Genomic DNA, 23,521 nt, shown 5'->3' with positions numbered 1-23,521 from the left:
CACATTTGAGTTCGGGACCCGGAGCAGCTTCCGCCCCCGCACCTGATCCCCACGATTCCCCGCCCACCTCCGACGCACCCGCCGCCCGGCCCGCCCGCAAGTCCTCGATGTTCTCCTCCCTCACGGTGCGGAACTACCGCCTGTTCTTCATGGGGCAGGTCGTCTCCAACATCGGCACCTGGATGCAGCGCATCGCTCAGGACTGGCTGGTGCTCAGCCTCACCGGCTCCTCCGCCGCCGTCGGCATCACCACCGCCCTGCAGTTCCTGCCGATGCTGCTCTTCGGCCTCTACGGCGGTGTCCTCGTCGACCGGCTGCGCAAGCGGCCCGCGCTGCTCGTGACGCAGTCCTCGATGGCGCTCACGGCGATCGCCCTGGCCGTCCTCACCCTCACCGGGCACGTCCAGGTGTGGCACGTGTACGTCGCCGCGTTCGCGGTCGGTCTCGCCACCGTCGTGGACAACCCGGCCCGGCAGTCCTTCGTCTCCGAGCTGGTCGGCCCGGGGCAGCTGCAGAACGCCGTCAGCCTGAACTCGGCGAACTTCCAGTCCGCCCGCCTGGTCGGCCCCGCCGTCGCGGGCCTGCTCATCACCGGCGTCGGCACCGGCTACGCGTTCCTCTTCAACGGCCTGTCCTTCATCGCGCCGCTCACCGGACTGCTGCTGATGCGCGCCCGTGAGCTGCACGTCGTGGAGCGCGCCCCGCGCGGCAAGGGGCAGCTGCGCGAGGGCGTGCGGTACGTCACCGGCCGCCCGGAGCTGATCTGGCCGATCGTCCTGGTCGGTTTCGTCGGCACGTTCGCCTTCAACTTCCCCGTGTACCTCTCGGCGTTCGCGGACGACGTGTTCCACGCGGGGGCGGGCGCGTACAGCATGTTCAACACGCTGATGGCGGTCGGCTCGGTCGCGGGCGCGCTGCTCGCGGCGCGGCGGGGCACGGCCCGGCTGCGGCTGCTGATCGTGGCGGCCATGGCCTTCGGCGCGCTGGAGATCGTGGCGGCGACGACCCCCACGCTGTGGATGTTCGCCCTGCTCATGGTCCCGCTGGGGCTGTTCGGCATGACGGTCAACGTCACCACGAACACCAGCATCCAGATGTCCACGGACCCCGCCATGCGCGGCCGGGTCATGGCCCTCTACATGATGATCTTCCTCGGCGGCTCCCCGGTCGGCGCCCCGATCGTCGGCTGGGTCACCGACACCTACGGCGCCCGGGTCGGCCTCGCGGCCGGCGGCGCGGTGGCGGCACTCGCCGCGGCCGTCATCGGCCTGATCCTGGCCCGGGTCGGCAACCTGCGCCTGTCGGTGGGCTGGCACGGCGGGCATCCCCGGGTGCGGTTCGTGCCCCGGGAGCAGCAGGAGGCGCTGGCTCCGGCGGCGTAGGGCGGCGTCAGTCCCGGGGGAACTCGCCGGTCTTCAGGACGAGCCCGACCACGGTTCCGGTCAGGTCGATCTCGTCCCCGAAGTCCAGGCTCAGCTCGCCCCGGTACTCGCCGTCCTTGGGCTTGGTGTGCAGATGCCACCGGCCGGTGTACGGATCGACGATCAGGTACACCGGCACGCCGGCGGCGGCGTACGCGTCCTTCTTGGGGCCGTAGTCATTGGCGGAGGTCTTCCTGGAGATGACCTCGGCGACGAACTCGACGTCCTGGTAGCGCCACAGGCCCTTGTCGTTCTTCACCGATCCCTCCGCCATCACGGTGATGTCGGAGGCGAAGCCGTTGAGGTGGCCCGGGTAGTCGACACGGACGTCGGACTTCACGCGCTTGCGCGGGTACGTGCCGCGCAGCTGGTCGTAGATGTCCGCGATGATGTCCCAGTGGGTGTCCCGCTGAGGCGCCATGAAGATGTTCCCCCCGACGATCTCGACCTTGTAGCCCTCGGGGACCGGCATCGTCTCCACCCACTCGAACATCGTGTCGAGGGTGAGTTCACCGCTGCTGTCGGCCATCTCGATCCTGTCGTCAAGGACGGTCATCGTGGCGCTCCTCCCCGGCCGCACCCGCGGATGGAGCCGGCCGCGCGGTACAACGATACGCACGGTGACCTGGACACGCCCGGACCCGGAGGCCGCCTACACCCGCCGGGCCAGCAACTGCCCCGGCCAGTCGTTCTCGCCGACCGTGAAGGCCTCGGTGCGGGTGAAGCCGTTGGCCTCGTAGTAGCGGACGAGCTTGCCGTCGTCCCCGGCGTAGCAGTCGACGCGCAGGAGGGAGATCCCGGCGCGGCGGGTCTCCTCGGCGGCGTGCGCGAGCAGGGCGCTGCCCACGCCGTGGCCCTTGAAGCGGCGGTCGGAGGCCAGCCAGTGGATGTAGCGCTCGGGCTCGCCGGGCTGCGGGAGGTGGGCCAGGTAGGCGCCCGACGAGCCGGTGAGGGTGAGGGTGCCGGCCGGGACGCCGTCGACGTCGGCCATGAACACGCTGCCTTCCGCCATGTACCGGCCGACCGACTCCACCGTCTTCGGGCTCTGCGACAGCGGCTTCGTCCCCCACTGCCCCGTGCGCCCTTGGGAGACCAGCCACTCCACGCAGCTGTCGAGCATGCCGAGTATCGCGGGAATGTCGTCGGGCCCGCCGTCCCGGATGGTGATCCGCATCGCCCCATGGTGCCAGGCTGGCCCCCATGAGACTCTTCGCGGCCCTGCTGCCCCCGGACGAAGTGTGCCGTGAACTCGGTGCCGTGGTCGACGAGTTGCGCAGGCAGCCCGGCGCCGACGGCATGCGCTGGACCGGCCGGCCCGGCTGGCACTTCACGCTCGCCTTCTACGGCGAGGTCGACGACGGGCTCGTCCCCGCGCTCTCGGAGCGGCTGGAGCGGGCCGCGCGCCGCACCGAGCCGTTCCCGCTGGCCGTACGGGGCGGCGGGCAGTTCGGGCACGGGAAGGCGCTGTGGGCCGGGGCCGAGGGAGATCTGGCGACCCTCCGGCTGCTGGCCGAGCGGGCCGAGGCGGCGGCGCGCAAGGCGGGGGTGCCGATGGGGGAGCACCGGCGGTACAAGGCCCATCTGACTGTGGCGCGGAGCCGGGCGGCGGGGGACGTGCGGGCCTTCCTGGACACCCTCGCGGGCTTCAGGGGCCGGACCTGGACCGTGGACGAGCTGGCGCTGGTGCGGAGCAGTCTGCCGACCTCGGGGGTACCGGGGGAGCAGCCCCGGTACGAGGCGGTCGGGCGCTGGGCACTCGGGGGCGCCGGTTAGGCTCGGTGCGTGGACCCGAAAACCCGCAACCGGATCATGGCCGGTGTGCTTGTGCTGATGTTCCTCGTCGTGGCCCTGGCTTCCGTGCTGGGGAGGTAGGCGGCGGGGAACCGCGGACGGCCGTTCTCCGGCCGCGGGCCGGTGGGGGCTCGTCGCGCAGTTCCCCGCGCCCCTGAAGGGCGTACCTACCAGGCGAACGCCTCCGGGCTCGGGCCCGGGCCCGGGAAGATCTCGTCCAGGCCGGTCAGCAGCTCCTCGGACAGCTCCAGCTCCGAGGCGCGGACCGCGGAGGCGAGCTGCTCGGCGGTGCGCGGGCCGACGATCGGGCCGGTCACGCCGGGGCGGGTGAGCAGCCAGGCCAGGGCGGTCTCGCCGGGCTCGATGCCGTGCTTGTCGAGCAGGTCCTCGTAGGACTGGATCTGCGCGCGGGTGGCGGGGTCGTTGAGGGCGTCGGCCGCGCGGCCGGAGGCGCGTCGGCCGCCCTCGACCTCCTTCTTGAGGACACCGCCCAGCAGACCGCCGTGCAGCGGCGACCACGGGATGACGCCCAGCCCGTACTCCCGCGCGGCCGGGACGACCTCCATCTCCGCGCGCCGCTCGGCGAGGTTGTACAGGCACTGCTCGCTGACCAGGCCGATGGTCCCGCCGCGCCGGGCGGCGATCTCGTTGGCCTGGGCGATCTTGTAGCCGGGGAAGTTCGACGATCCGACGTAGAGGATCTTGCCCTGCTGGACCAGGACGTCGATCGCCTGCCAGATCTCGTCGAAGGGGGTGTCCCGGTCGACGTGGTGGAACTGGTAGACGTCGATGTGGTCGGTCTGGAGCCGCTTGAGGCTGGCGTCCACGGCTCGCCGGATGTTGAGGGCGGAGAGCTTGTCGTGGTTGGGCCAGGCCGGGCCGTCGGCGCCCATGTTGCCGTACACCTTCGTGGCGAGGACGACCTTGTCGCGCCGTCCCTCGCCCTTGGCGAACCAGTTGCCGATGATGCTTTCGGTACGGCCCTTGTTCTCGCCCCAGCCGTAGACGTTGGCCGTGTCGAAGAAGTTGATGCCCGCGTCCAGCGCCGCGTCCATGATGGCGTGGCTGTCGGCCTCGTCGGTCTGCGGGCCGAAGTTCATGGTGCCGAGGACGAGCCGGCTGACCTTGAGTCCCGTGCGTCCGAGCTGCGTGTACTTCATGGTTCCCAGCCAACGTCTTGAAGTGCGCTCCAGGCAAGCACGGACCCGGGTGAGCCCTCTTCCTCCACGTGTGTGAGTTCGGGCCCGCCCCCGGCCCGGCCGGGGGCTCGCCGCATGCCCGGATCGGTGGGCCGCCTCAGCGAAATCGCGTGGCTCAGGCCCCTACCGTGCTGGTCATGAGGATTCCCGCGTCATCCACCACGCGCCGCAGCGTGCTCGCACTGGGCACGGCCGCGGCGACCACGCCCTGGCTGGGCACGGATCCGGCCTCGGCCTCCGCCGCGTCGTCCGCCGGGGCCGGCACCGCCCCCGGCGAGCTGGACGAACTGGGCATCGCGGAGTTACGTCGCCGGATGTCCGACGGGCGGCTCGACGCCGAGCGCCTCACCCGCTACTACCTCGACCGCGTCAGGCGCCTCGATCCGCTCCTCCACTCGGTGATCGAGATCAACCCCGACGCCCTGCGCGAGGCCCGGCGCCTCGACGCCGGACGGCGGGCCCGCGGGCCGCTGCACGGCATGCCCGTACTGCTGAAGGACCTGGTGGAGACCGCGGACCGGATGCACACCACGGCCGGTTCGCTCGCCCTGGAGGGCCTGCGGCCGGCGGCGGACGCCACGGTCGCGGCCCGGCTGCGCGACGCCGGTGCCGTCATCCTCGGCAAGACCAACCTCAGCGAGTGGGCGGGCGGCATGTCCCTCACCCACCACGCCGGCTGGAGCGCCCGGGGCGGCCAGACCCGCAACCCGTACAAGCTCGACCGTTCCCCGAACGAGTCCAGCTCCGGTACGGGCGCCGCCGTCGCGGCCAATCTGTGTGTCGCGGGCATCGGCACCGAGACCAACGGCTCGATCGTCGACCCGTCCTCGGCGAACTGCCTGGTCGGGGTGAAACCCACGGTGGGGCTGGTCGGGCGGGGCGGGGTGATCCCCGGCGTGCCGAGCCAGGACAGCGTGGGCCCGATGGCGCGGACGGTCCGCGACGCGGCGATCATGCTGGGCGTGCTCGTGGGCCCCGACGAACGGGACCCGGCGACCCGGGCGGGCCGCGGCCATCAGCACCGCGACTACACCCGCTTTCTGGACCCCGACGGTCTGCGCGGCGCCCGTATCGGCGTGCCGCGCACCGTGTACTTCGGCTACGACCAGCACGCCGACGAGATCGCCGAGCGCGCGATCACCGTGCTGAGCAAGGCGGGAGCGACCGTCGTCGACCCGGCGGACATCCCCACGGCCGGGCAACTGGAGGACCTGCCCGGCTCGATGGTGGTGCAGGCGTACGAGATCAAGAGGGCGCTGAACGGGTACCTGGCGGCCGCGCCGGGTCATCACCCGCGCAGCCTGGCCGAGTTGATCGGCTTCAACCGCGAACACGCCGACCGGGAGCTGCGCTACGTACGGCAGGACGGCCTGGAGATCGTGGAGAAGCTGGACTTCACCGAACGCGAGTACCGCGAGGCCCTGGCCACCAACCACCGGCTGTCCCGCGCCGAGGGCATCGACGCCGTGCTGCGCGAGCACCGCCTGGACGCCCTGGTGATGCCGACGACGGGCCCCCCGGCCAAGATCGACCTGATCCGCGGCGACGCCCACGGCGGCGGCTCCTCCACCCCGGCGGCTCTCGCGGGCTACCCGGCGATCAGCGTCCCCGCGGGTTTCGCCTTCGGCCTGCCGGTCGGTCTGACCTTCATGGGGACGGCATGGAGCGAGCCGACCCTGCTGCGTCTCGCGTATGCGTACGAGCAGGCGAGCGGAGTGCGCAGGGCGCCGGGCTTTCGTGCGGCCGACGTGGGGTTCTGAGGGGCGGCGGTGTCGGTCGCGGTGTGACTCGGCGCCGGCCCGGACGGCGAGGCTCGACGTTCCGGGCCCGTGCGGCGCGCCTGTCCCGGTGACCGAGGAGAGCTACGTCTCGTAAGGCCCGGCCAGGTCCCAGCCCTGGTGCATCGCCGCCGCGAAGGCCGCCGCGATCTTGTGCTCGCCGCTCGCGTTGGGGTGGGTGCCGTCGTAGGTGTCGATGGCGACGTCGTACGAGGGCGGGGGTGAGGCCAGGAGGACGGGGGAGCCGGGTTCGTCGAGGTCGGCCGCCGTCTTGGCGAGGAGTTCGTTGAAGCGGGTGACCTCGCCGGCGAAGGCAGCGTCCGACTGGGCGCGCACGTTCGGGGTGACCGGCAGCCACACCATCCGCACCCGGCGGTTCGCCGCCCGGGCCTCGGCCGTGAAAGCCCGGACGTTCTCGGCGGTCTGCTCGGCGTTCGTGTAGAAGCCCAGGTCGATCAGGCCCAGGGAGACCAGCAGCACGTCCGCGCGGCAGGACCGCACCGCGTCGCCGATCAGCGGCGCCATGTGCTGCCAGCCCTCGCCCCAGCCGGCCAGGTGGGCCCGGGGGAAGTCCGGTTCGGCGTAGGCGTACGACACCGGGGCGGCGGCGAGCTTGTCGTAGAGCGTCTCGCGCGGGCCGACGAGCGTGCAGGGACCGGCGTAGGAACGGCACAGGTGCTGCCACAGCCGGTAGCGCCATGTGTGTTCGCCCGTGCTCCCGATCGTCATGGAGTCACCGACGGGCATGAACCTGAGCATCCGCTCATGATGAACGATCTCGACGGCCGACGGGGTGTGAGCCGGGACACGCCCCCGTCCTGCCGTCGGCCCTGTGATCCGTTACGCCGGTGAACCGCCGAGCCGGATGGCAGGCTTGGGGCATGCGCAGACCGTTCGCCCTTCTCGCCGCGGCCCTCCTCACGGGTGCCCTCGCCGTGCCCGCCTCCGCCGCCGACGGCGACGAGAAGTTCACGATCAAGGACCCGCGCATCACCGAGTCCAGCGGCCTGGCGGCCTCGCGGCAGCACCCCGGCATCTACTGGACGCACAACGACAGCGACGACGGGGCGTACCTCTACGCCGTCGACAGCTCGACGGGCGAGACGGTCGCCACGATCACCATGTCCGGCGTCGGCAGCCCGCGCGACGTCGAGGCCGTCTCCATCGGGCCGGACAACCAGATCTACGTCGGCGACATCGGCGACAACCTCGGCGGCACCTGGCCGTACGTCTGGATCTACCGGCTGCCCGAGCCGAAGAACCTGCGCGACCAGACGATCAAGGCCACGCAGTACGTCGTGAAGTACTCCGACGGCGCGCGGGACGCCGAGTCCCTGGTCGTGCACCCGAAGACCGGCCGCGTCTACATCGTCGACAAGGACGAGAAGGGCGGCCACCTCTTCGAGGGCCCGGCGGAGCTCTCCCCGTCCGGTTCCAACGTCTTCCGCCCGGTCGCCGCGGTCCCCGACCTGGAGGCCACCGACGCCACGCTCTCCCCGGACGGCGAACACCTCGTCGTACGCAGCTACTTCGGCGCGATCGCGTACGACTGGAACGGCGGCAGGATCAAGAAGAAGGAACGCCTCGGGGTGCCGTTCCTCGGGCAGGGCGAGTCCGTCACGTACACCGCGGACGGCAAGAAGCTGATGTACGGCGCCGAGGGCGCCGACAGCCCGGTCGAGCCCCAGGACGCCCCCGGGAGCTCGGACTCCGACTCCTCCTCCGGCAGCGGGAGTTCGGCGGCGACCGGGAGCGGGGGAAACGGTCTGACGGGGAATCTCAAGACGGGCGCGATCGCCGCGGGGGTTCTGCTGCTGGTCGTCCTGGGGGCGCGGGGGATGAGGCGCCGGGGCTAGCGCCCCGCGGCGGGGTGGGTGCTTCTAGGCCCTGCGGGCCACCAGCACCTCCAACCCGTCCAGGATGCGCTGCAATCCGAACTCGAAGTGGTCGAACTCCGAGCCGAAGGTGTCCTCGGCGAGGGACGCCATCACCGGGTAGCGGCCCGAGGCCATGGCCCTCTCCAGGGCCGGCACCTGCGCCTGCCAGAACTCGGCGTCCGTCAGGGCCGTCCGGCGCTCCGTGGCCGTACGGCGGTTCCAGAAGCTGAGCCGATAGGGGTCGCGACGGCGGCGACACCTTCCAGAGTCTTGACGTGCTCATGCGGCGTCAGTTCTCTGGGAGGTGCGCGGCATGATGGGAGCGCTCCCATTCGATTCCGGGTGCCGTGCTTCCCCCTCCCCGAGAGGACCCACGAGGAACCCACGAGGAACCCGAGAGGAAGCAGCCCATGTTCCGCACTCTGCGCAGAGCGCTGTGTGTCGCCGCGGCGCTCCTGCTACCACTGGCGAGCGTGCAGTCGGCACGGGCCGATGTCGCCGCCGAGTCCGCCGGCGGCGGCTACTGGCACACCAGCGGCCGGCAGATCCTGGACGCGGCCGGACAGCCCGTCCGTATCGCCGGCATCAACTGGTTCGGCTTCGAGACCGCCAACCACGTCGTCCACGGCCTGTGGGCCCGCGACTACAAGAGCATGATCGACCAGATGAAGTCGCTGGGCTACAACACCCTCCGCATGCCCTACAGCGACGACATCCTCAAGCCCGGCACCATGCCGGACAGCATCAACACCGACGGCAAGAACACGGACCTGCGCGGGCTGACGTCCCTCCAGGTCCTGGACAAAATCGTCGCTTACGCCGGTCAGTCCGGCCTCAAGATCGTCCTGGACCGGCACCGCCCGGACGCGGCGGGCCAGTCGGCCCTCTGGTACACGGCGTCGGTGCCCGAGTCGACGTGGATCACCAACCTCAAGGCCCTGGCGACGCGTTACAAGGGCAACTCCACCGTGGTCGGCATCGACCTGCACAACGAGCCCCACGACCCGGCCTGCTGGGGCTGCGGCGACGCCTCCCGCGACTGGCGCCTGGCCGCCCAGCGCGCGGGCAACGCCGTGCTGTCCGCCAACCCCGAGCTGCTGATCATGGTCGAGGGCGTGCAGTCGCACAACGGCGTGAGCGGCTGGTGGGGCGGCAACCTCATGGGCGTGGCCCAGTACCCGGTCCAGCTGGACGTCCCCGACCGGCTGGTGTACTCGGCGCACGACTACGCGACCTCGGTGGCGCAGCAGTCCTGGTTCTCGGACCCGTCCTTCCCCGCCAACATGCCGGGGATCTGGGACAAGTACTGGGGCTACATCTTCAAGCAGAACATCGCCCCGGTGTGGCTCGGCGAGTTCGGTACGACGCTCCAGCCGTCGGTGGACCAGAAGTGGCTGGCCGAGCTGGTGAGATACCTGCGCTCGACGTCGGCGTACGGTGCCGACAGCTTCCACTGGACGTTCTGGTCCTGGAACCCCAACTCCGGTGACACGGGTGGCATCCTGAAGGACGACTGGCAGACGGTCGATACGGCGAAGGACGGGTACCTGGCGTCCGTCAAGGCCCCGGGCTTCGACGCCGGCGGCCCCGGCCCGGGCGGCCCCGGTGACCCGGGAGGCGGGAACGCGACCTGCACCGCCGCCTACACCGTCGGCAGCGACTGGGGCGGCGGCTTCAACGCCGAGGTGAAGGTGACCAACGCGGGGAGCGTGCCACTGAAGTCCTGGAAGGTGACCTGGACCTGGAGCGGATCCCAGAAGGTCACGAACATGTGGAACGCCTCGCACACCCAGAGCGGGGCGACCGTCACGGCGGTGAACGCGGCCCACAACGGGAGCGTGCCGGTGGGCGGTTCGGCGAGCTTCGGCCTGGGCGGCGCGCCCGGGGGCGGGGCTGTGCCGAGCGTCAGTTGCACGGCTGCGTGAGCGCGGCATGAGGTGGGCGCCCGGTGCTCGCCGGGCGCCCGCTGTCCGGCCTGCCTGAGCGGCTGTCCGGCCAAGCCTGACCGACTGTCCGGCCGGCCTGACCGACTGTCCGGCCCGCGCGGCCGGGCCGTGTGTCCGGAATTGCCGGAACACCCCGTTTCCGAGCATTTCCTGAGAGCTGGCTGTGACTCGATTTGGTCAAGTCTTGCTCGAATTCGTACATGCGCGGTGCTCTCTTCCGAAACGATGCGGCACGGCCCGCGTCACTCGCGGGCCCTGACCCCCCTCACCGTTGCGAGAGAACTCCATGAGAAGAAGCGCAGCCGTACTGTGCGGCGCCACGGTCGTCCTGGCCGGGACGCTCACCGCCGCCCCCGCCAACGCCAGCGCGTCACACTCCGCGAACACCGCCCGGACGACCGCCGCGGCGAAGGTCACCTGGAAGAAGTGCGGGACGGACGACACCCCGACGCTCCAGTGCGGAACGGTCAAGGTGCCGCTCGACTACGCGAAGCCGCGAGGGAAGCAGATCACGCTGGCGCTGTCCCGCGTGCCGCACACCGCGTCGAAGTCCCAGGGCCCGCTGCTGGTCAACCCCGGCGGCCCCGGCGGCAGCGGCCTGTCGCTGGCCGAGTTCGTCGCGTCCTCCCTGCCCAAGGCGGTCGCCGCCCAGTACGACGTCATCGGCTTCGACCCGCGCGGAGTGGGCCAGAGCCAGCCCGCCCTGGACTGCAAGCCGGGCCACTTCGACCCCGTGCGCCCCGACTCCGTGCCGAGCACCCCGGCGCTGGAGAAGGCCAACCTGGCGCGCGCGAAGGCCTTCGCCAAGGCCTGCGGCACCAAGTACGCGGACGTCCTGCCGTACATCGACACGGTCAGTGCCGTGAAGGACATGGACTCGATCCGCAAGGCCCTCGGCGCATCGAAGATCAACTACTTCGGCTACTCGTACGGCACCTACCTCGGCGCCGTCTACGCCAAGCTGTTCCCCGAGCGGGTGCGGCGCCTGGTGCTGGACTCGATCGTCGACCCGGCCGGTGTCTGGTACGACGACAACATCCAGCAGGACTACGCCTTCGACAAGCGCCACAAGGCCCTCATGGCGTGGATCGCCAAGTACGACTCCACGTACAAGCTCGGCACGAACCCGAAGAAGATCGAGGCCAAGTGGTACGCCATGCGGGCGGCCCTGGCCAAGAAGCCGGCCGGCGGCAAGGTGGGCGCCTCCGAGCTGGAGGACATCTTCATACCGGGCGGCTACAACAACGCCTACTGGCCCACGCTCGCCCGGACGTTCGCGGCGTACGTCAACAACCACGACACCGCGGCGCTGGTCAAGGCGTACGACGACATCGCGGCGATCGACGCCTCCGGCGACAACGGCTACAGCGTCTACACCGCGGTGCAGTGCCGTGACGCGTCCTGGCCGCGCGACTGGAAGCAGTGGCGCAAGGACAACTGGGCGGTGTACGAGAAGGCTCCGTTCATGGCGTGGAACAACGCCTGGTACAACGCGCCGTGCGCGTTCTGGCCGACGAAGACGCTGAAGCCGGTGAACGTCGCCAACAGCAAGCTCCCGCCGGTGCTGCTGTTCCAGGCGACGGACGACGCGGCCACGCCCTACCAGGGCGGCGTCACCATGCACCGGCTGCTGAAGGGCTCCAGCCTGGTGGTGGAGCAGGGCGGCGGCAACCACGGCATCACGCTCAGCGGCAACGCCTGCCTCGACAAGCACCTCGCGACGTACCTCACCAACGGCAAGGTCCCGCACGGCAACGGTGTGGCGGACGCGGTGTGCAAGAAGAACCCCGACCCCAAGCCGCAGCCGGCGGCGCAGAAGGCGGCGAGCGCGCCGCAGCCGGCCGTCGCGGCGGTCGGTGACAGCCTGCGCGGGATCCTGGGGTTCGGGCGCTGAGCGTCTCGGTGACCCGGGCCTGACGGGACGACAGGGGGCGTCCGGTGATATTCGCCGGGCGCCCCTTAAAGTGTCCGGTCATGGGGGAAGGTGTGGTGGACAACGACATGGTGGCCGTCCCGGCGGGGCGCGTCACGCTGTCCGACCGGCGGACGCAGCGCAGTTGGGCGGTGGAGGTCGCGTCGTTCCGGATGTCGGCGTTCCCGGTCACGCAGGAGTGGTACGCCCAGGTCACCGGCGAGCGCCCGAGCACGGCCCGGGGCGGCCGGCTGCCCGTCGAGGGCGTGTCCTGGTGGGACGCGATCCGGTTCTGCAACGCCCTGTCCCGGCGCGAGGGCCTGACCCCCGCGTACGAGGAGCGGCCCGGCACCGGGAGCGCCGACTGGGACACCTCCGCCGACGGCTACCGGCTGCCCACCGAGGCCGAGTGGGAGCACGCCTGCCGCGCCGGCGGCACCGGCCCCCGCTACGGCCCGCTCGACGAGATCGCCTGGTACCGCGGCAACGCGGACGACAGCGTCCACCCCGTGGGCGGCAAGCAGCCCAACGCCTGGGGCCTGTACGACATGCTGGGCAACGTCTGGGACTGGTGCTGGGACCTCTACGACGCCGAGGTCTACGGCACGTACCGGGTGCTGCGGGGCGGCGGCTGGTCCGACGAGCACTGGAGTTGCCGCGCCTCGGTGCGCCGCCGGAGCCATCCGACGTTCCGGATCGACGACGTGGGGTTCCGGGTGGCACGCTCGACGCCGGCCTGAGCGCGGACGAGGGCGCCCCGCACGAGCGGGACGCCCTCGACACTCAGTCGTGGTGCGAGAAGGTCAGAGCTTCTCGATCACGTAGTCGACGCACTTCGTGAGCGCCTCGACGTCCGCCGGGTCGATCGCCGGGAACATCGCGACGCGCAGCTGGTTGCGGCCGAGCTTGCGGTAGGGCTCGGTGTCGACGATGCCGTTGGCGCGCAGCACCTTGGCGACGGCGGCGGCGTCGACCTCGTCCGTGAAGTCGATCGTGCCGATGACCTGCGAGCGCTTGGCCGGGTCGGTGACGAACGGGTTGGCGTACTTGATGTCCTCGGCCCAGCCGTAGAGCGTGCGGGCGGAGGTGGCGGTGCGCCGGACCGACCAGTCCAGGCCGCCCTGGCCGTTGATCCACTCCAGCTGCTGGTTCAGCAGGAAGAGGGTGGCCAGTGCCGGGGTGTTGTACGTCTGGTTCTTGCGGGAGTTGTCGATCGCCGTCGGCAGGGAGAAGAACTCCGGGACGTGGCGGCCCGACGCGTGGATCCGCTCGGCGCGCTCGATCGCGGCCGGGGAGAAGACGCCGATCCACAGGCCGCCGTCGGAGGCGAAGGACTTCTGCGGGGCGAAGTAGTAGACGTCGGTCTCGCTGACGTCGACGGGCAGGCCGCCGGCGCCGGAGGTGGCGTCCACGAGCACCAGGGCACCCTCGTCGGCACCGGCCACGCGCTTGATCGGCATGGCGACACCGGTCGAGGTCTCGTTGTGGGTGAACGCGTAGACGTCCACGCCCGCCTGAGCGACCGCCTCGGGGTGGGTGCCCGGGTCCGAGGCGATGACGTCCGGCTCGGCCAGCCAGGGCGCCAGCTTGGCGGCCTTGGCGAACTTCGAGGAGAACTCGCCGAAGTTCAGGTGCTGCGACTTGTTCTCGATCAGGCCGTGCGTCGCGACGTCCCAGAACGCGGTCGAGCCGCCGTTGCCGAGGATCACCTCGTAGCCGTCGGGGAGCTGGAACAGCTCACGGATGCCCTCGCGCACCTGGCCGACCAGGTTTTTGACGGGAGCCTGGCGGTGGGAGGTGCCCATGAGAGAGGTGCCGGTCGCGGCGAGGGCGTCCAGCGCCTCCACCCGCACCTTGGAGGGGCCCGCGCCGAATCGACCGTCGGCGGGCTTGATGTCAGCAGGAATCTGGATCTCAGCCACGCAGGGGAGCGTAGCCGTTTCCAGAAACGTGGGCGAAACGTCGTCCGTCGGGTGAGACGGGATGTGGACGGGGCAGTGCCGGGCCGGACGGCCGAGGCGGTCGTCGCGGTGCGGGTCCGGCAGCCGGAGGGGGCGCACGGCGGCGGGGCTGAGCCGGCCGTCACTGTCAGTGGCCGGATGCATCCTGGACGCATGACGGATCTCGAAGCGCAGCTGCGTGCCGTCGTCCGGGGCGAGGTGGGGTTCGACATCACGTCCCGGGCGCTGACGACCATGGACGCGTCCAACTACCGGCGGGTCCCGGCGGGTGTGGTCGCTCCGCGTGACGCCGACGACGTCGCGGCGGTACTCGCGGTGTGCCGGGAGCGGGAGGTGCCCGTTGTCGCCCGCGGCGGTGGCACCTCTATCGCCGGGCAGGCCACCGGCACCGGTGTCGTCCTGGACTTCACCCGGCACATGAACCGGCTGGTCGCCCTGGACCCCGAGGCGCGGACGGCCGTGGTGCAGCCGGGGCTGGTGCTGGACCGGCTCCAGGAGGCCGCCGCCCCGCACGGGCTGCGCTTCGGGCCCGACCCGTCCACGCACAGCCGCTGCACGCTCGGCGGCATGATCGGCAACAACTCGTGCGGTTCGCACTCGGTGGCGTGGGGGACGACCGCGGACAGCGTGCGGGAACTGGACGTCGTCACCGCGCGGGGCGGGCGGCTGCGGCTCGGGCGGGACTGGGCCGGGGCACCGGACGGGCTGCGAGAACTGGCCGAGGGGGAACTCGCCCGGCTGCGCACCGGCTTCCCGGAGCTGCCCCGCCGCATCTCCGGTTACGCGCTGGACGCCCTGCTGCCGGAGAACGGCGCCGACGTGGCCCGCTCCTTCTGCGGCTCCGAGGGCACGCTCGGCGTCCTGACAAAGGCCGTCGTACGTCTCGTCGAGGCGCCACGCGCGTGTGCGCTGGCCGTGCTGGCGTACGCCGACGAGAGCGCGGCGGCCGAGGCGGCGGCCGGGCTGCTGCCCTTCGGGCCGCTCACGGTGGAGGGCATGGCGGCGGACCTGGTGCCGTCCACGGCCGAACTGCCGCGCGGCGGGGCCTGGCTGTTCGTCGAGACCGGCGGGGGGTCGGCGGGGGAGGCACGCGCGCGTGCGGAGGCGATCGTGCGAGCGGCCGACGTCCTGGACGCGCTCGTGGTCACCGACCCGGCGGGACAGCGCGCGCTGTGGCGGATCCGGGAGGACGCGAGCGGTACGGCGACGCGCATGCCGGACGGGACCGAGGCGTGGCCGGGCTGGGAGGACTGCGCGGTGCCGCCCGCCCGGCTCGGGGCGTACCTGCGGGACTTCCGGGCGCTGATGGCGGCGCACGGGCTGCGCGGCACGCCGTACGGGCACTTCGGGGACGGCTGTATCCACGTCCGGATCGACTTCGACCTGCTGACGGCGCCCGGCGTCGCCCGCTTCCGCCGCTTCTCGGAGGAGCTCGCGGAGCTGGTGGTGGCCCACGGCGGGTCGCTGTCCGGGGAGCACGGGGACGGGCAGGCGCGGGCGGAGCTGCTGCCGAGGATGTACGGCGCCGCGATGGTGGGCCTGTTCGAGCGGGTCAAGGGCGTGTGGGACCCGGACGACCTGCTCAACCCCGGGATGCTCGTCCGCCCCGCGCCCCTGGACAGCGGCCTGCGCTTCTCCGTCCTGCCCCGCGAGCCGGTCGACGTGGCCTTCGGCTACCCCTCGGACGGCGGCGACTTCTCGGCGGCGGTGCGGCGCTGCGTGGGTGTCGCCAAGTGCCGTACGACCTCGGTGTCCGGCTCGGGCGTCATGTGCCCGTCCTTCCGGGCGACGGGCGCGGAGGAGCACTCCACGCGCGGTCGTGCCCGGCTGCTGCACGAGATGCTCGCCGGTGAGGTGGTGACGGACGGCTGGCGCTCGGAGGAGGTCCGGGACGCGCTGGACCTGTGCCTGTCCTGCAAGGGCTGCCGGTCGGACTGCCCGGTCGGGGTCGACATGGCCACGTACAAGGCGGAGTTCCTGCACCAGCACTACGCCGGCCGGCGCCGGCCCGCCGCGCACCACGCCCTGGGGCGGTTGCCGGTGTGGCTGCGGCTGGTGTCCCGCACGCACACGGCACGGCTGGTCAACGCGCTGTCCGCGGTACCGCCCCTGGCCTGGGCGGCGAAACGGCTGGGCGGTCTCGCGCCCGAGCGGAAGATCCCACGGCTGGCGACGCGGACGTTCAGCGGGTGGTGGGAGCGGCGCAGGGCCGAGCCGAGTGCGGCCGGGGGCGGCGGCGCCGGTGTGGGGGGTGAGGTCAGTGGTGGCGGCGGGCCCGCCGGTGGGGGCTCGGGCGGTGTCGGGCAGGGGCCGCTCGTCGTCCTGTGGCCCGACACCTTCACCGAGCATCTCTCGCCGGGCGTGGGGCGGGCCGCCGTGCGGGTGCTGGAGGCGGCCGGGCTGCGGGTGGCGTTGCCGCCGACGCTGCGCCTGGAGAAGCCACCGGTGGGCGACGGCAGGACGGTCGCCCTCGACCCGCTGTCCCTGCTGCGCGGCCGGGGCCGGGTCTGCTGCGGGCTGACGTACGTGTCGACGGGGCAGCTGGACGGGGCCCGGGCCGTCATGCGCCGCACGCTCGACCTGATGGAACCGGTCCTGGAGACCGACGCCCCGGTCGTCGTCCTGGAGCCGAGCTGCGCCGCGGCCCTGCGCACGGACGTCCCCGAGCTGCTGCACGACGACCCGCGCGCGGCCCGGCTCGCCGCGAAGGTCCTCACCTTCGCGGAGACGCTGGAGCGCCACGCACCCGGCTGGACGCCGCCGCGCGTCGACCTGCCGGTGGCCGGGCAGACCCACTGTCACCAGCACGCGGTGCTCGGCGACGCCGCCGACCGCCGGCTGCGGGACGCGGCCCGGCTCACCGGCGAACTGAGCGGCGGCTGCTGCGGCCTCGCGGGCAACTTCGGCTTCGAGAAGGGCCACTGGGAGGTGTCCACCGCCTGCGCGGAGGAGCAGCTCCTGCCGTCCGTACGGGACGCCCCGAAGGGCACGGTGGTCCTGGCGGACGGCTACTCCTGCCGCACCCAGCTGGAGCAGCTGGCGGGCGTGCGGGGCAGGCACCTGGCGGAGGTGCTGGCCGAGGCACTGGACGGGGACCCCGGGCACGACGGGACGTGAGGCGTTCGGGCCACGGGACGGGCGCACCCGAGTGTCTGAGCAGGGGGAGGGACGGAGCCGCTCCTAGGCTCGCGGGACCAGTCACCGCCCGCCGAGGGCCGCTGCTCGAAGGAGCCCGCGCATGAGCGTCCGCGTCCAGCCGATCACCCGTGACGAGCACCTCGCGTTCGTCACGGCCCGCCCCTCCGCCAGCCACACCCAGGTCCCCTCCTGGGGCGAGGTGAAGCCCGACTGGCAGGCGGAGAGTCTCGGCTGGTTCGACGACGGCGGGCAGCTCGTCGGCGCGGGACTGGTGCTGCTGCGCCCCCTGCCCGGGCCGCGGGTGGCCGGGCTGCCGCGCTACCTCGCGTACCTGCCCGAGGGCCCGCTCCTCGACTGGCACGAGCCCGGCCTCGACCGCCTGCTGGAGCCGATGCTCGCGCACCTGAGACGACGCGGCGCCTTCGCCGTGCGGATGGGCCCGCCGGTCGTGGTGCGCCGCTGGAGCGCCGACGCGGTCAAGGCGGCGATCGCCGACCCGGCCGCCCGGCGACTGCGCGACGTGAAGGCGACGTCGTACGAACCGCGCGCCGGCCAGGTCGCGGACGGTCTGCGCCGCATGGGCTGGCGGCAGTCCGAGGCCTCCGGCGAGGACGGCTTCGCCGCGGGGCAGCCCCGGTACGTCTTCCAGGTGCCGTTCGCGGGCCGGTCGCTGGAGGACATCCACAACGGCCTGAACCAGCAGTGGCGCCGCAACATCAAGAAGGCGGAGAAGGCCGGGGTGAAGGTCGTGCGCGGCGACCTGGAGGACCTGCCGGCCTTCCACGAGCTGTACAGCGAGACCGCCGAACGGGACCGGTTCGTCCCCCGCCCGCTGCCGTACTTCCAGCGCATGTGGAGAGCGCTCACCACCGAACACCCCGACCGGATGCGGCTCTACCTCGCCTACCACGACGGCGAGGTGCTCGCCGCGGCCACCATGCTGACCGTCGGCGACCACGTCTGGTACTCCTACGGCGCCTCCACCGCCCGCCGCCGCGAGGTCCAGCCGAGCAGCGCCGTGCAGTGGCGCATGATGACCGACGCGCACGAACTCGGCGCCGCCGTCTACGACCTGCGCGGCATCACCGACACCCTGGAGGAGTCCAGCCACCTGCTGGGCCTGCTCCGCTTCAAGGTGGGCACCGGCGGCGAGGCCGTGGAGTACCTCGGCGAGTGGGACTACCCGCTCAACCGGCTCCTCTACAAGGCGTTCGACCTTTACCTTTCGCGCCGCTGAGGAAACTCCCAGCTTTTCCCAGGGAGTTCACAGCGCGGCTTTGCCTTCTCTAGTGCTTCCCTTGGTCCGGGACGTGTACGTTCATTGGTGTCGGGAAAACGCGAACCGCTTCCCGGAACACATGAACGGAAATGACCCAAGGAGTTGGAATGAGCTTCAAGAAGCTTGCCCCGCTGCCCCCGAAGCCCAAGTCGAAGCAGCTCCCGCCGCCGCCGAAGCCCAGGCCGAAGAAGCACCACGCCCCGAAGCCGATTCCCGGGCGCGGCCACGGCAACTGACGCGGCGCTGAGAAAAGGGACCGATGGTGCACCATCGGTCCCTTTTCTCTTGCCGGTCCATTGCCGATTTCCATTGCCGATTCCATTGGGTGGCCGAGGGGAATGTGAAATGACTGAGAAAGCCTGTGAATCCGAAGAGCTCGAATACGAGACCCCCACGCTGCCCGCCCGCATCGCGTTCCGCCGCTTCTGGCCCCTGACCCGGGGGCTGCGCCGGCCCCTGCTGATCGTCTGGCTGTGCACGGTCCTGGCCGCGGTAGCGGAGACCGCGGCCATCCTCCTGTTCGGTGACCTCACCGACCACGCGCTGCGCGAGGGGTCGCTGTCCGCGTTCTGGGGCCCGGCCGCGCAGTGGCTGGCGGTCGCGGTGGCGGGGGCGGCCGTCGGATACGCCGGGAACTCCCTGGCCGCCTGGATCACCGAGCGCTTCGTGATGCGGCTGCGCGAGCACGTCTTCGACCACGTCCAGCAGTTGCCGCCGCACTTCTTCCAGCGGCACCGCCAGGGCGATCTGCTGTCCCGGCTGACCGGCGACGTCGAGGCGATCGAGACCATGGTCGTGTCCGGCCTGGTGGGAGCGGCCTCGGCGGTCTTCAGCGCGCTGTTCTACGCGGCCGCCGCCCTCTGGCTGCGCTGGGACCTCGCCGCCGCCACCTTCGTCCTCGCGCCCCTGTTCTGGCTGGCCGCCCGCCGCTTCTCCGGCTCCATCAAGTCCGTCGCGCGCGAGGGCCGGGTCGCCGACGGGGCGATCACCTCCGTCGTCGAGGAGTCGCTCGGCACCGTCGTCCTCACCCAGGCCTACGACCGCCGGGACGCCGAGCGGCGGCGGCTGCGGGAGGAGGCGAACGCCTGGTTCCGGGCCTCCGTGCGCTCGACCCGGCTGAACGAGGCGTACGAGCAACTGGTGCAGGTCATCGAGACGGTGTGCGTGCTCGCGGTGATCGGCATCGGCGCCTGGGAGATCTCCACCGGCCGGATGACGCTGGGTCAGCTGCTCGCCTTCGCGGCCTTCCTCGGCTACCTCTATCCGCCCGTGCGGGGCCTGGCGCAGCTGGGTCTGACCGTCACCGCGGCGACCGCGGGCGCCGAGCGGCTGATCGAGATCCTGGACGCGCGCCCGTCGGTCACCGACCCCCACCACCCCACCCGCGCCGGCCGCCCCGACGGCCACCTCGAGATGCGGGACGTCTCCTTCCGCTACCCGGGCGCCGACCGGGCCGCCCTGGCGGGCGTGTCCCTCGCGGTCCATCCCGGCGAGCTGGTGATCGTCACCGGCCCCAGCGGCGCGGGCAAGTCGACGGTGTCGAAGCTGCTGCTCCGCTTCTACGACCCCGACGCGGGAGACGTCCTGCTGGACGGCGTACCGCTGCGCGACTTCCCGCTCGCCCGGCTGCGCGAGTACGTCACGCTGCTGCCGCAGGAGACCCTCGTCCTGCACGACACCGTCCGCGCCAACATCGCCTGCGGCCGTCCCGGTGCGAGCGAACAGGCCCTGGTGGAGGCGGCCCGGGCGGCCGACGCGCACGACTTCATCGTGCGGCTGCCCGACGGGTACGACACGAGGATCGACCCGGCCTCCGCCCGGCTGTCCGGCGGGCAGCTCCAGCGTCTGGCGATCGCCCGGGCGATCCTCCGTGACTCCCCGGTGCTGGTCCTCGACGAGCCGACGACCGGGCTGGACGCGATGGCCGCCCGCCGGATCGTGAAGCCGCTGCGGCGCCTGATGGCCGGCCGCACCACCCTCATGATCACCCACGACCTCAACCTCGCCCCCGACGCCGACCGCATCCTCGTGGTCGACCGCGGCCACGTCGTGGAGACCGGCCGCCACGACGAGCTGCTGGCCAGGGGAGGGGCGTACGCGAGGCTGCACCGCTCGCAGAACGGCACGGTGATGGACACGGGCGAACTGCGCATGCCGCTGTTCACGGAGTACCCGGCGCATCCGGCGTCCTACTGACCGCGTCTCACTCACCGGGACAGAGGTGAAAGGTGTTTACGCACCTGACCGAGTCTATTACTCTGGACTGGCGAGTACATCGGGGTGTACGTGGAGTGCATGCGGATGTACGCGATGTACGCACACGCCCCGACCCAGCGCCGACGAGCACAGGACCGCCCGTGACCACCCCCGACAGCGTCACCACGCCCCAGCCCACGACCGCCGCGGCCCCCGACGGCACCGCGCCGGGCCGGCTCGGCTCCCTCGGGCCCGTGGGCCTGGTGCTGGCGGGCGGGATCTCCGTGCAGTTCGGTGCCGCCCTGGCCGTGACGCTGATGCCCAGGGCGGGCGCCCTCGGGGTGGTGGCCCTGCGCCTGCTGGTCGCGGCCGTCGTGCTGCTCCTGGTCTGCCGCCCGCGCCTGCGCGGCCACTCGCGCACCGACTGGGGCACGGTCGTCGTCTTCGGCATCACCATGGCCGCGATGAACGGCCTCTTCTACCAGGCCGTCGCGCGCATCCCGCTGGGCCCCGCGGTCACGCTCGAGGTGCTCGGCCCGCTCGCCCTCTCGGTCGTCGCCTCCCGCCGCGCGATCAACGTCGTCTGGGCGACGCTCGCCCTCGCCGGTGTGTTCCTCCTCGGCGGCGGAGGCTTCAGCGGGCTCGACCCCACAGGAGCGGCCTTCGCCCTGGGCGCCGGCGCCATGTGGGCTGCCTACATCGTCTTCAGCGCCCGTACGGGCCGCCGGTTCCCTCAGGCGGACGGGCTGGCCCTGGCCATGGCCGTCGGGGCGGTGCTGTTCCTGCCCCTCGGCATCGCCGAGTCGGGGACGAAGCTGCTCGACCCGGTGACGCTGGGCCTGGGCGCGGCGGTCGCGCTGCTCTCCTCCGTGCTGCCCTACACCCTCGAACTCCTCGCCCTGCGCCGCCTGCCCGCCCCCACCTTCGCGATCCTGATGAGCCTCGAACCGGCCATCGCCGCGACGGCCGGCTTCCTCATCCTCGACCAGGCCCTCAGCGCCGCCGAGGCCGCCGCGATCGCCCTCGTCGTCGCGGCGAGCATGGGCGCGGTGCGCACCCAGGTGGGCCGCGGCCGCAAGAAGCGGGCGGCGCTGGAGAGCACGGGCCTGGAGGGCTGAGCAGCCGGACGCGGGAAGCGACCGCTGTCCTGCCCGGCGAGGGGAGCGGCCGCTGTCCTGCCCGGCGCGGGAAGCGGTCCTTGTTCGGCCCGGCCTCGCTGTCAGTGCCGGGTGCCAGACTGCCCGCATGACCGCATCGGACCCCAAGGCCGACCTCCTGCGCTACCTCCAGGACGCTCGCGACGCCCTGCTGTGGAAGCTCGAAGGGCTCTCGGAGTACGACATCCGGCGCCCCCTGACACCGACCGGCACCAATCTGCTGGGGCTGGTCAAGCACACCGCGGGGGTGGAGCTCGGATACTTCGGCGACACCTTCGGCCGGCCGTTCTTCGACGAGAACCCACCGCCCTGGTGGTACACGCGGGACGCCGACGCCAACGCCGACATGTGGGCCACCCCCGACGAGTCGCGCGAGGACATCGCCGGGCTCTACCGCCGGGCGTGGGAGCACGCGAACGGCACGATCGCGGCGCTGCCGCTCGACGCGACAGGTCGCGTGCCCTGGTGGCCCGAGGAGCGCCGGGAGACCACGTTGCACCACATCCTGGTGCGCGTGATCGCCGACACCAGCCGGCACGCGGGCCACGCCGACATCGTGCGCGAACTCATCGACGGGTCGGTGGGCCTGACGCAGGGCAGGGACAACATGCCCCCGGGCGACCGGGCCATGTGGGCGACCCATCGCCGGCGGCTGGAGGAGGCGGCGCGAGAGGCGGACAAGGCCGTCTGAACCCGCCGCGGCGGTCCGGGCCCGCGGCAACGGCGGAAGCCGGTGCCCGTCCGCAGGGGAGGCGCTAGCGCACCAGCATCCCGCGCACGCTGACGCCGTAGTGCGCCCGCAGCCGCCGCAGCTCCCACAGCCCCACCGCGGTCACCGACAGCGGCGCCCCCAGCATGAACACCGCCCGCACCGGCCCCGGCACACCCTCGTACGCCCCGGTGAACAGGTCGATCAGCGTCATCTCCCACACCAGCGTCATGGCGAGCAGCGGCGGCATGGTCTGGTGGATGTCGGCCGTGCGGAACACGTGCAGCAGCGCCAGGCCGACGCCCCAGACGATGAACGGCAGCACCCACACCAGGACGAGCACGACGACCACCCAGGTGACCACCGTCATCGCCGGGCTGGTGGCGAACCGCCCCTCGACGAAGCCGGTGAGGACCATCAGCGGGAACACGAAGACCGCGGCGATCAGGGCCACCATCGCACCGAACGGCTTCGCGGCCCGGCGCAGCAGGTCCCGCCGGGCCGACGGGGCGGTCAGCGCCAACAGGACACCCACGACCACCGGGAACGTCACCGACAGCACCAGCACGCTGTTCCACGACTGGTCGAGACGGTCGTCGGCGACGTCCCGCAGGGAGCTGCTGACCTTGTAGCTCACCGACACCCACACCACCGCCGCCAGTCCCACCAGCGTGCGGATCTTCTGCATGCGGGCGACGAACGCGTCCTCGACGAGGTCCGGCCGGGACGGCCTGAACACCCGGCGCGCGGTGTTGACGGGCCCGATCCGCCGCCGCAGCCGCGCTACGGGGCCGGGCGGCGGCGGGGGCACCGGGTGGGGCATGTAGGGGTGGGGCACATGGGGCGGATGGCCACTCCCGGGCGGCGGCACCTGGGGCGGATACCCACCGGGCGGATACCCGCCTCCCGGCGGCGCGTACGGACCGGGCGAGGGCGGATAGGGCCCCGGCTGCGGCGGATACGGCTGCGGACCGTTCGGACCGTTCGGACCGTGCGGCGGCTGCCCGCCCGGGTTCCAGGTGCTCATTCTTGTGTCTCCCCCGACGCGTGACCGATGGAACGAGCGCGAGCCAGAGTGTATTGATCCCGCCGCCGAAGAGCACGCTTCCGGCCACCGCGACAGTTTCATGCAAGCACGCTTGATTGTTTCCGGTGCC

The 23,521-nt window shown here is 72.0% G+C and carries 19 protein-coding genes and 1 pseudogene; 13 read left to right on the top strand and 7 right to left on the bottom strand.

Features of this window, described 5'->3' with window-relative positions; all coding sequences use genetic code 11:
• Window positions 1–5 precede the first annotated feature (5 nt).
• Window positions 6–1,382: an MFS transporter gene (locus QOL88_RS17575; RefSeq protein ID WP_097217324.1), complete on the top strand. Its 1,377-nt coding sequence runs from the start codon at window positions 6–8 to the stop codon at window positions 1,380–1,382.
• A gap of 7 nt (window positions 1,383–1,389) precedes the next feature.
• Here the strand turns inward: QOL88_RS17575 and QOL88_RS17570 are convergent, their stop codons facing one another.
• A complete protein-coding gene (locus tag QOL88_RS17570; protein ID WP_097217323.1) occupies window positions 1,390–1,977 on the bottom strand; it encodes a Uma2 family endonuclease in 588 nt (195 codons plus the stop codon).
• A 96-nt stretch (window positions 1,978–2,073) separates the two neighbouring features.
• The gene (locus tag QOL88_RS17565) at window positions 2,074–2,595 is read right to left on the bottom strand and encodes a GNAT family N-acetyltransferase (RefSeq protein ID WP_097217322.1); all 522 of its coding nucleotides are present in this window, start codon (window positions 2,593–2,595) and stop codon (window positions 2,074–2,076) included.
• Between the two features lie 26 nt (window positions 2,596–2,621).
• On the opposite strand from QOL88_RS17565, the gene thpR reads away from it, so the two are divergent.
• Complete coding sequence (thpR, locus tag QOL88_RS17560; RefSeq protein ID WP_097217321.1) at window positions 2,622–3,194, top strand: RNA 2',3'-cyclic phosphodiesterase; 573 nt, start codon at window positions 2,622–2,624, stop codon at window positions 3,192–3,194.
• Window positions 3,195–3,379: 185 nt separating this feature from the next.
• Here the strand turns inward: thpR and QOL88_RS17555 are convergent, their stop codons facing one another.
• A complete protein-coding gene (locus QOL88_RS17555) occupies window positions 3,380–4,372 on the bottom strand; it encodes an aldo/keto reductase (RefSeq protein WP_097217320.1) in 993 nt (330 codons plus the stop codon).
• 176 nt (window positions 4,373–4,548) lie between these two features.
• On the opposite strand from QOL88_RS17555, the gene QOL88_RS17550 reads away from it, so the two are divergent.
• Window positions 4,549–6,171 carry an amidase gene (locus QOL88_RS17550; protein WP_097223052.1) on the top strand — a complete coding sequence of 541 codons (1,623 nt, stop codon included), beginning with the start codon at window positions 4,549–4,551 and terminating at the stop codon, window positions 6,169–6,171.
• 102 nt (window positions 6,172–6,273) lie between these two features.
• Here the strand turns inward: QOL88_RS17550 and QOL88_RS17545 are convergent, their stop codons facing one another.
• Complete coding sequence (locus tag QOL88_RS17545; RefSeq protein ID WP_097217319.1) at window positions 6,274–6,948, bottom strand: GDSL-type esterase/lipase family protein; 675 nt, start codon at window positions 6,946–6,948, stop codon at window positions 6,274–6,276.
• Window positions 6,949–7,070: 122 nt separating this feature from the next.
• On the opposite strand from QOL88_RS17545, the gene QOL88_RS17540 reads away from it, so the two are divergent.
• Window positions 7,071–8,045: a hypothetical protein gene (locus tag QOL88_RS17540; protein WP_097217318.1), complete on the top strand. Its 975-nt coding sequence runs from the start codon at window positions 7,071–7,073 to the stop codon at window positions 8,043–8,045.
• A gap of 24 nt (window positions 8,046–8,069) precedes the next feature.
• On the opposite strand, the pseudogene QOL88_RS17535 reads toward QOL88_RS17540, so the two are convergent.
• Window positions 8,070–8,267, bottom strand: a pseudogene (locus QOL88_RS17535) (TetR/AcrR family transcriptional regulator C-terminal domain-containing protein); the annotation flags it as partial.
• Between the two features lie 209 nt (window positions 8,268–8,476).
• Between QOL88_RS17535 and QOL88_RS17530 the strand changes: the two are divergent.
• From QOL88_RS17530 to QOL88_RS17520, 3 genes are all read left to right on the top strand, one after another.
• Window positions 8,477–9,991 carry a cellulase family glycosylhydrolase gene (locus QOL88_RS17530; protein ID WP_097217317.1) on the top strand — a complete coding sequence of 505 codons (1,515 nt, stop codon included), beginning with the start codon at window positions 8,477–8,479 and terminating at the stop codon, window positions 9,989–9,991.
• A 307-nt stretch (window positions 9,992–10,298) separates the two neighbouring features.
• Window positions 10,299–11,906 carry an alpha/beta hydrolase gene (locus tag QOL88_RS17525; RefSeq protein ID WP_097217316.1) on the top strand — a complete coding sequence of 536 codons (1,608 nt, stop codon included), beginning with the start codon at window positions 10,299–10,301 and terminating at the stop codon, window positions 11,904–11,906.
• 107 nt (window positions 11,907–12,013) lie between these two features.
• Window positions 12,014–12,664, top strand: coding sequence for a formylglycine-generating enzyme family protein (locus QOL88_RS17520; RefSeq protein ID WP_097223051.1), 651 nt, complete (start codon window positions 12,014–12,016; stop codon window positions 12,662–12,664).
• A gap of 63 nt (window positions 12,665–12,727) precedes the next feature.
• On the opposite strand, the gene serC is transcribed toward QOL88_RS17520, so the two are convergent.
• Window positions 12,728–13,846 (bottom strand): phosphoserine transaminase, encoded by a 1,119-nt coding sequence (serC, locus tag QOL88_RS17515; protein ID WP_097217315.1) that lies wholly within the window; start codon window positions 13,844–13,846, stop codon window positions 12,728–12,730.
• A gap of 192 nt (window positions 13,847–14,038) precedes the next feature.
• Here serC and QOL88_RS17510 point away from each other — a divergent pair, with 192 nt between their 5' ends.
• The 6 genes from QOL88_RS17510 (at window position 14,039) to QOL88_RS17485 (ending at window position 22,346) form a co-directional block, all read left to right on the top strand.
• Complete coding sequence (locus QOL88_RS17510; protein WP_097223050.1) at window positions 14,039–17,002, top strand: FAD-binding and (Fe-S)-binding domain-containing protein; 2,964 nt, start codon at window positions 14,039–14,041, stop codon at window positions 17,000–17,002.
• Window positions 17,003–17,123: 121 nt separating this feature from the next.
• Complete coding sequence (locus QOL88_RS17505; protein WP_097217314.1) at window positions 17,124–18,260, top strand: lipid II:glycine glycyltransferase FemX; 1,137 nt, start codon at window positions 17,124–17,126, stop codon at window positions 18,258–18,260.
• Between the two features lie 149 nt (window positions 18,261–18,409).
• The gene (locus QOL88_RS17500; protein ID WP_257027806.1) at window positions 18,410–18,538 is read left to right on the top strand and encodes a hypothetical protein; all 129 of its coding nucleotides are present in this window, start codon (window positions 18,410–18,412) and stop codon (window positions 18,536–18,538) included.
• Window positions 18,539–18,647: 109 nt separating this feature from the next.
• Window positions 18,648–20,498 carry an ABC transporter ATP-binding protein gene (locus tag QOL88_RS17495; RefSeq protein WP_097217313.1) on the top strand — a complete coding sequence of 617 codons (1,851 nt, stop codon included), beginning with the start codon at window positions 18,648–18,650 and terminating at the stop codon, window positions 20,496–20,498.
• A gap of 161 nt (window positions 20,499–20,659) precedes the next feature.
• Window positions 20,660–21,616 carry an EamA family transporter gene (locus QOL88_RS17490; protein WP_179878887.1) on the top strand — a complete coding sequence of 319 codons (957 nt, stop codon included), beginning with the start codon at window positions 20,660–20,662 and terminating at the stop codon, window positions 21,614–21,616.
• Window positions 21,617–21,743: 127 nt separating this feature from the next.
• Window positions 21,744–22,346 carry a DinB family protein gene (locus QOL88_RS17485; RefSeq protein ID WP_097217312.1) on the top strand — a complete coding sequence of 201 codons (603 nt, stop codon included), beginning with the start codon at window positions 21,744–21,746 and terminating at the stop codon, window positions 22,344–22,346.
• 64 nt (window positions 22,347–22,410) lie between these two features.
• On the opposite strand, the gene QOL88_RS17480 is transcribed toward QOL88_RS17485, so the two are convergent.
• Window positions 22,411–23,391 carry a hypothetical protein gene (locus tag QOL88_RS17480; RefSeq protein WP_257027805.1) on the bottom strand — a complete coding sequence of 327 codons (981 nt, stop codon included), beginning with the start codon at window positions 23,389–23,391 and terminating at the stop codon, window positions 22,411–22,413.
• Window positions 23,392–23,521 lie beyond the last annotated feature (130 nt).

The organism is Streptomyces sp. Ag82_O1-12, from assembly GCF_900182715.1.
GTDB classification, from domain to species: Bacteria; Actinomycetota; Actinomycetes; order Streptomycetales; family Streptomycetaceae; genus Streptomyces; species Streptomyces massasporeus.
The sequence above is the reverse complement of the archived record's forward strand: the minus strand, read 5'-3'. Positions and strand labels throughout refer to the sequence as shown.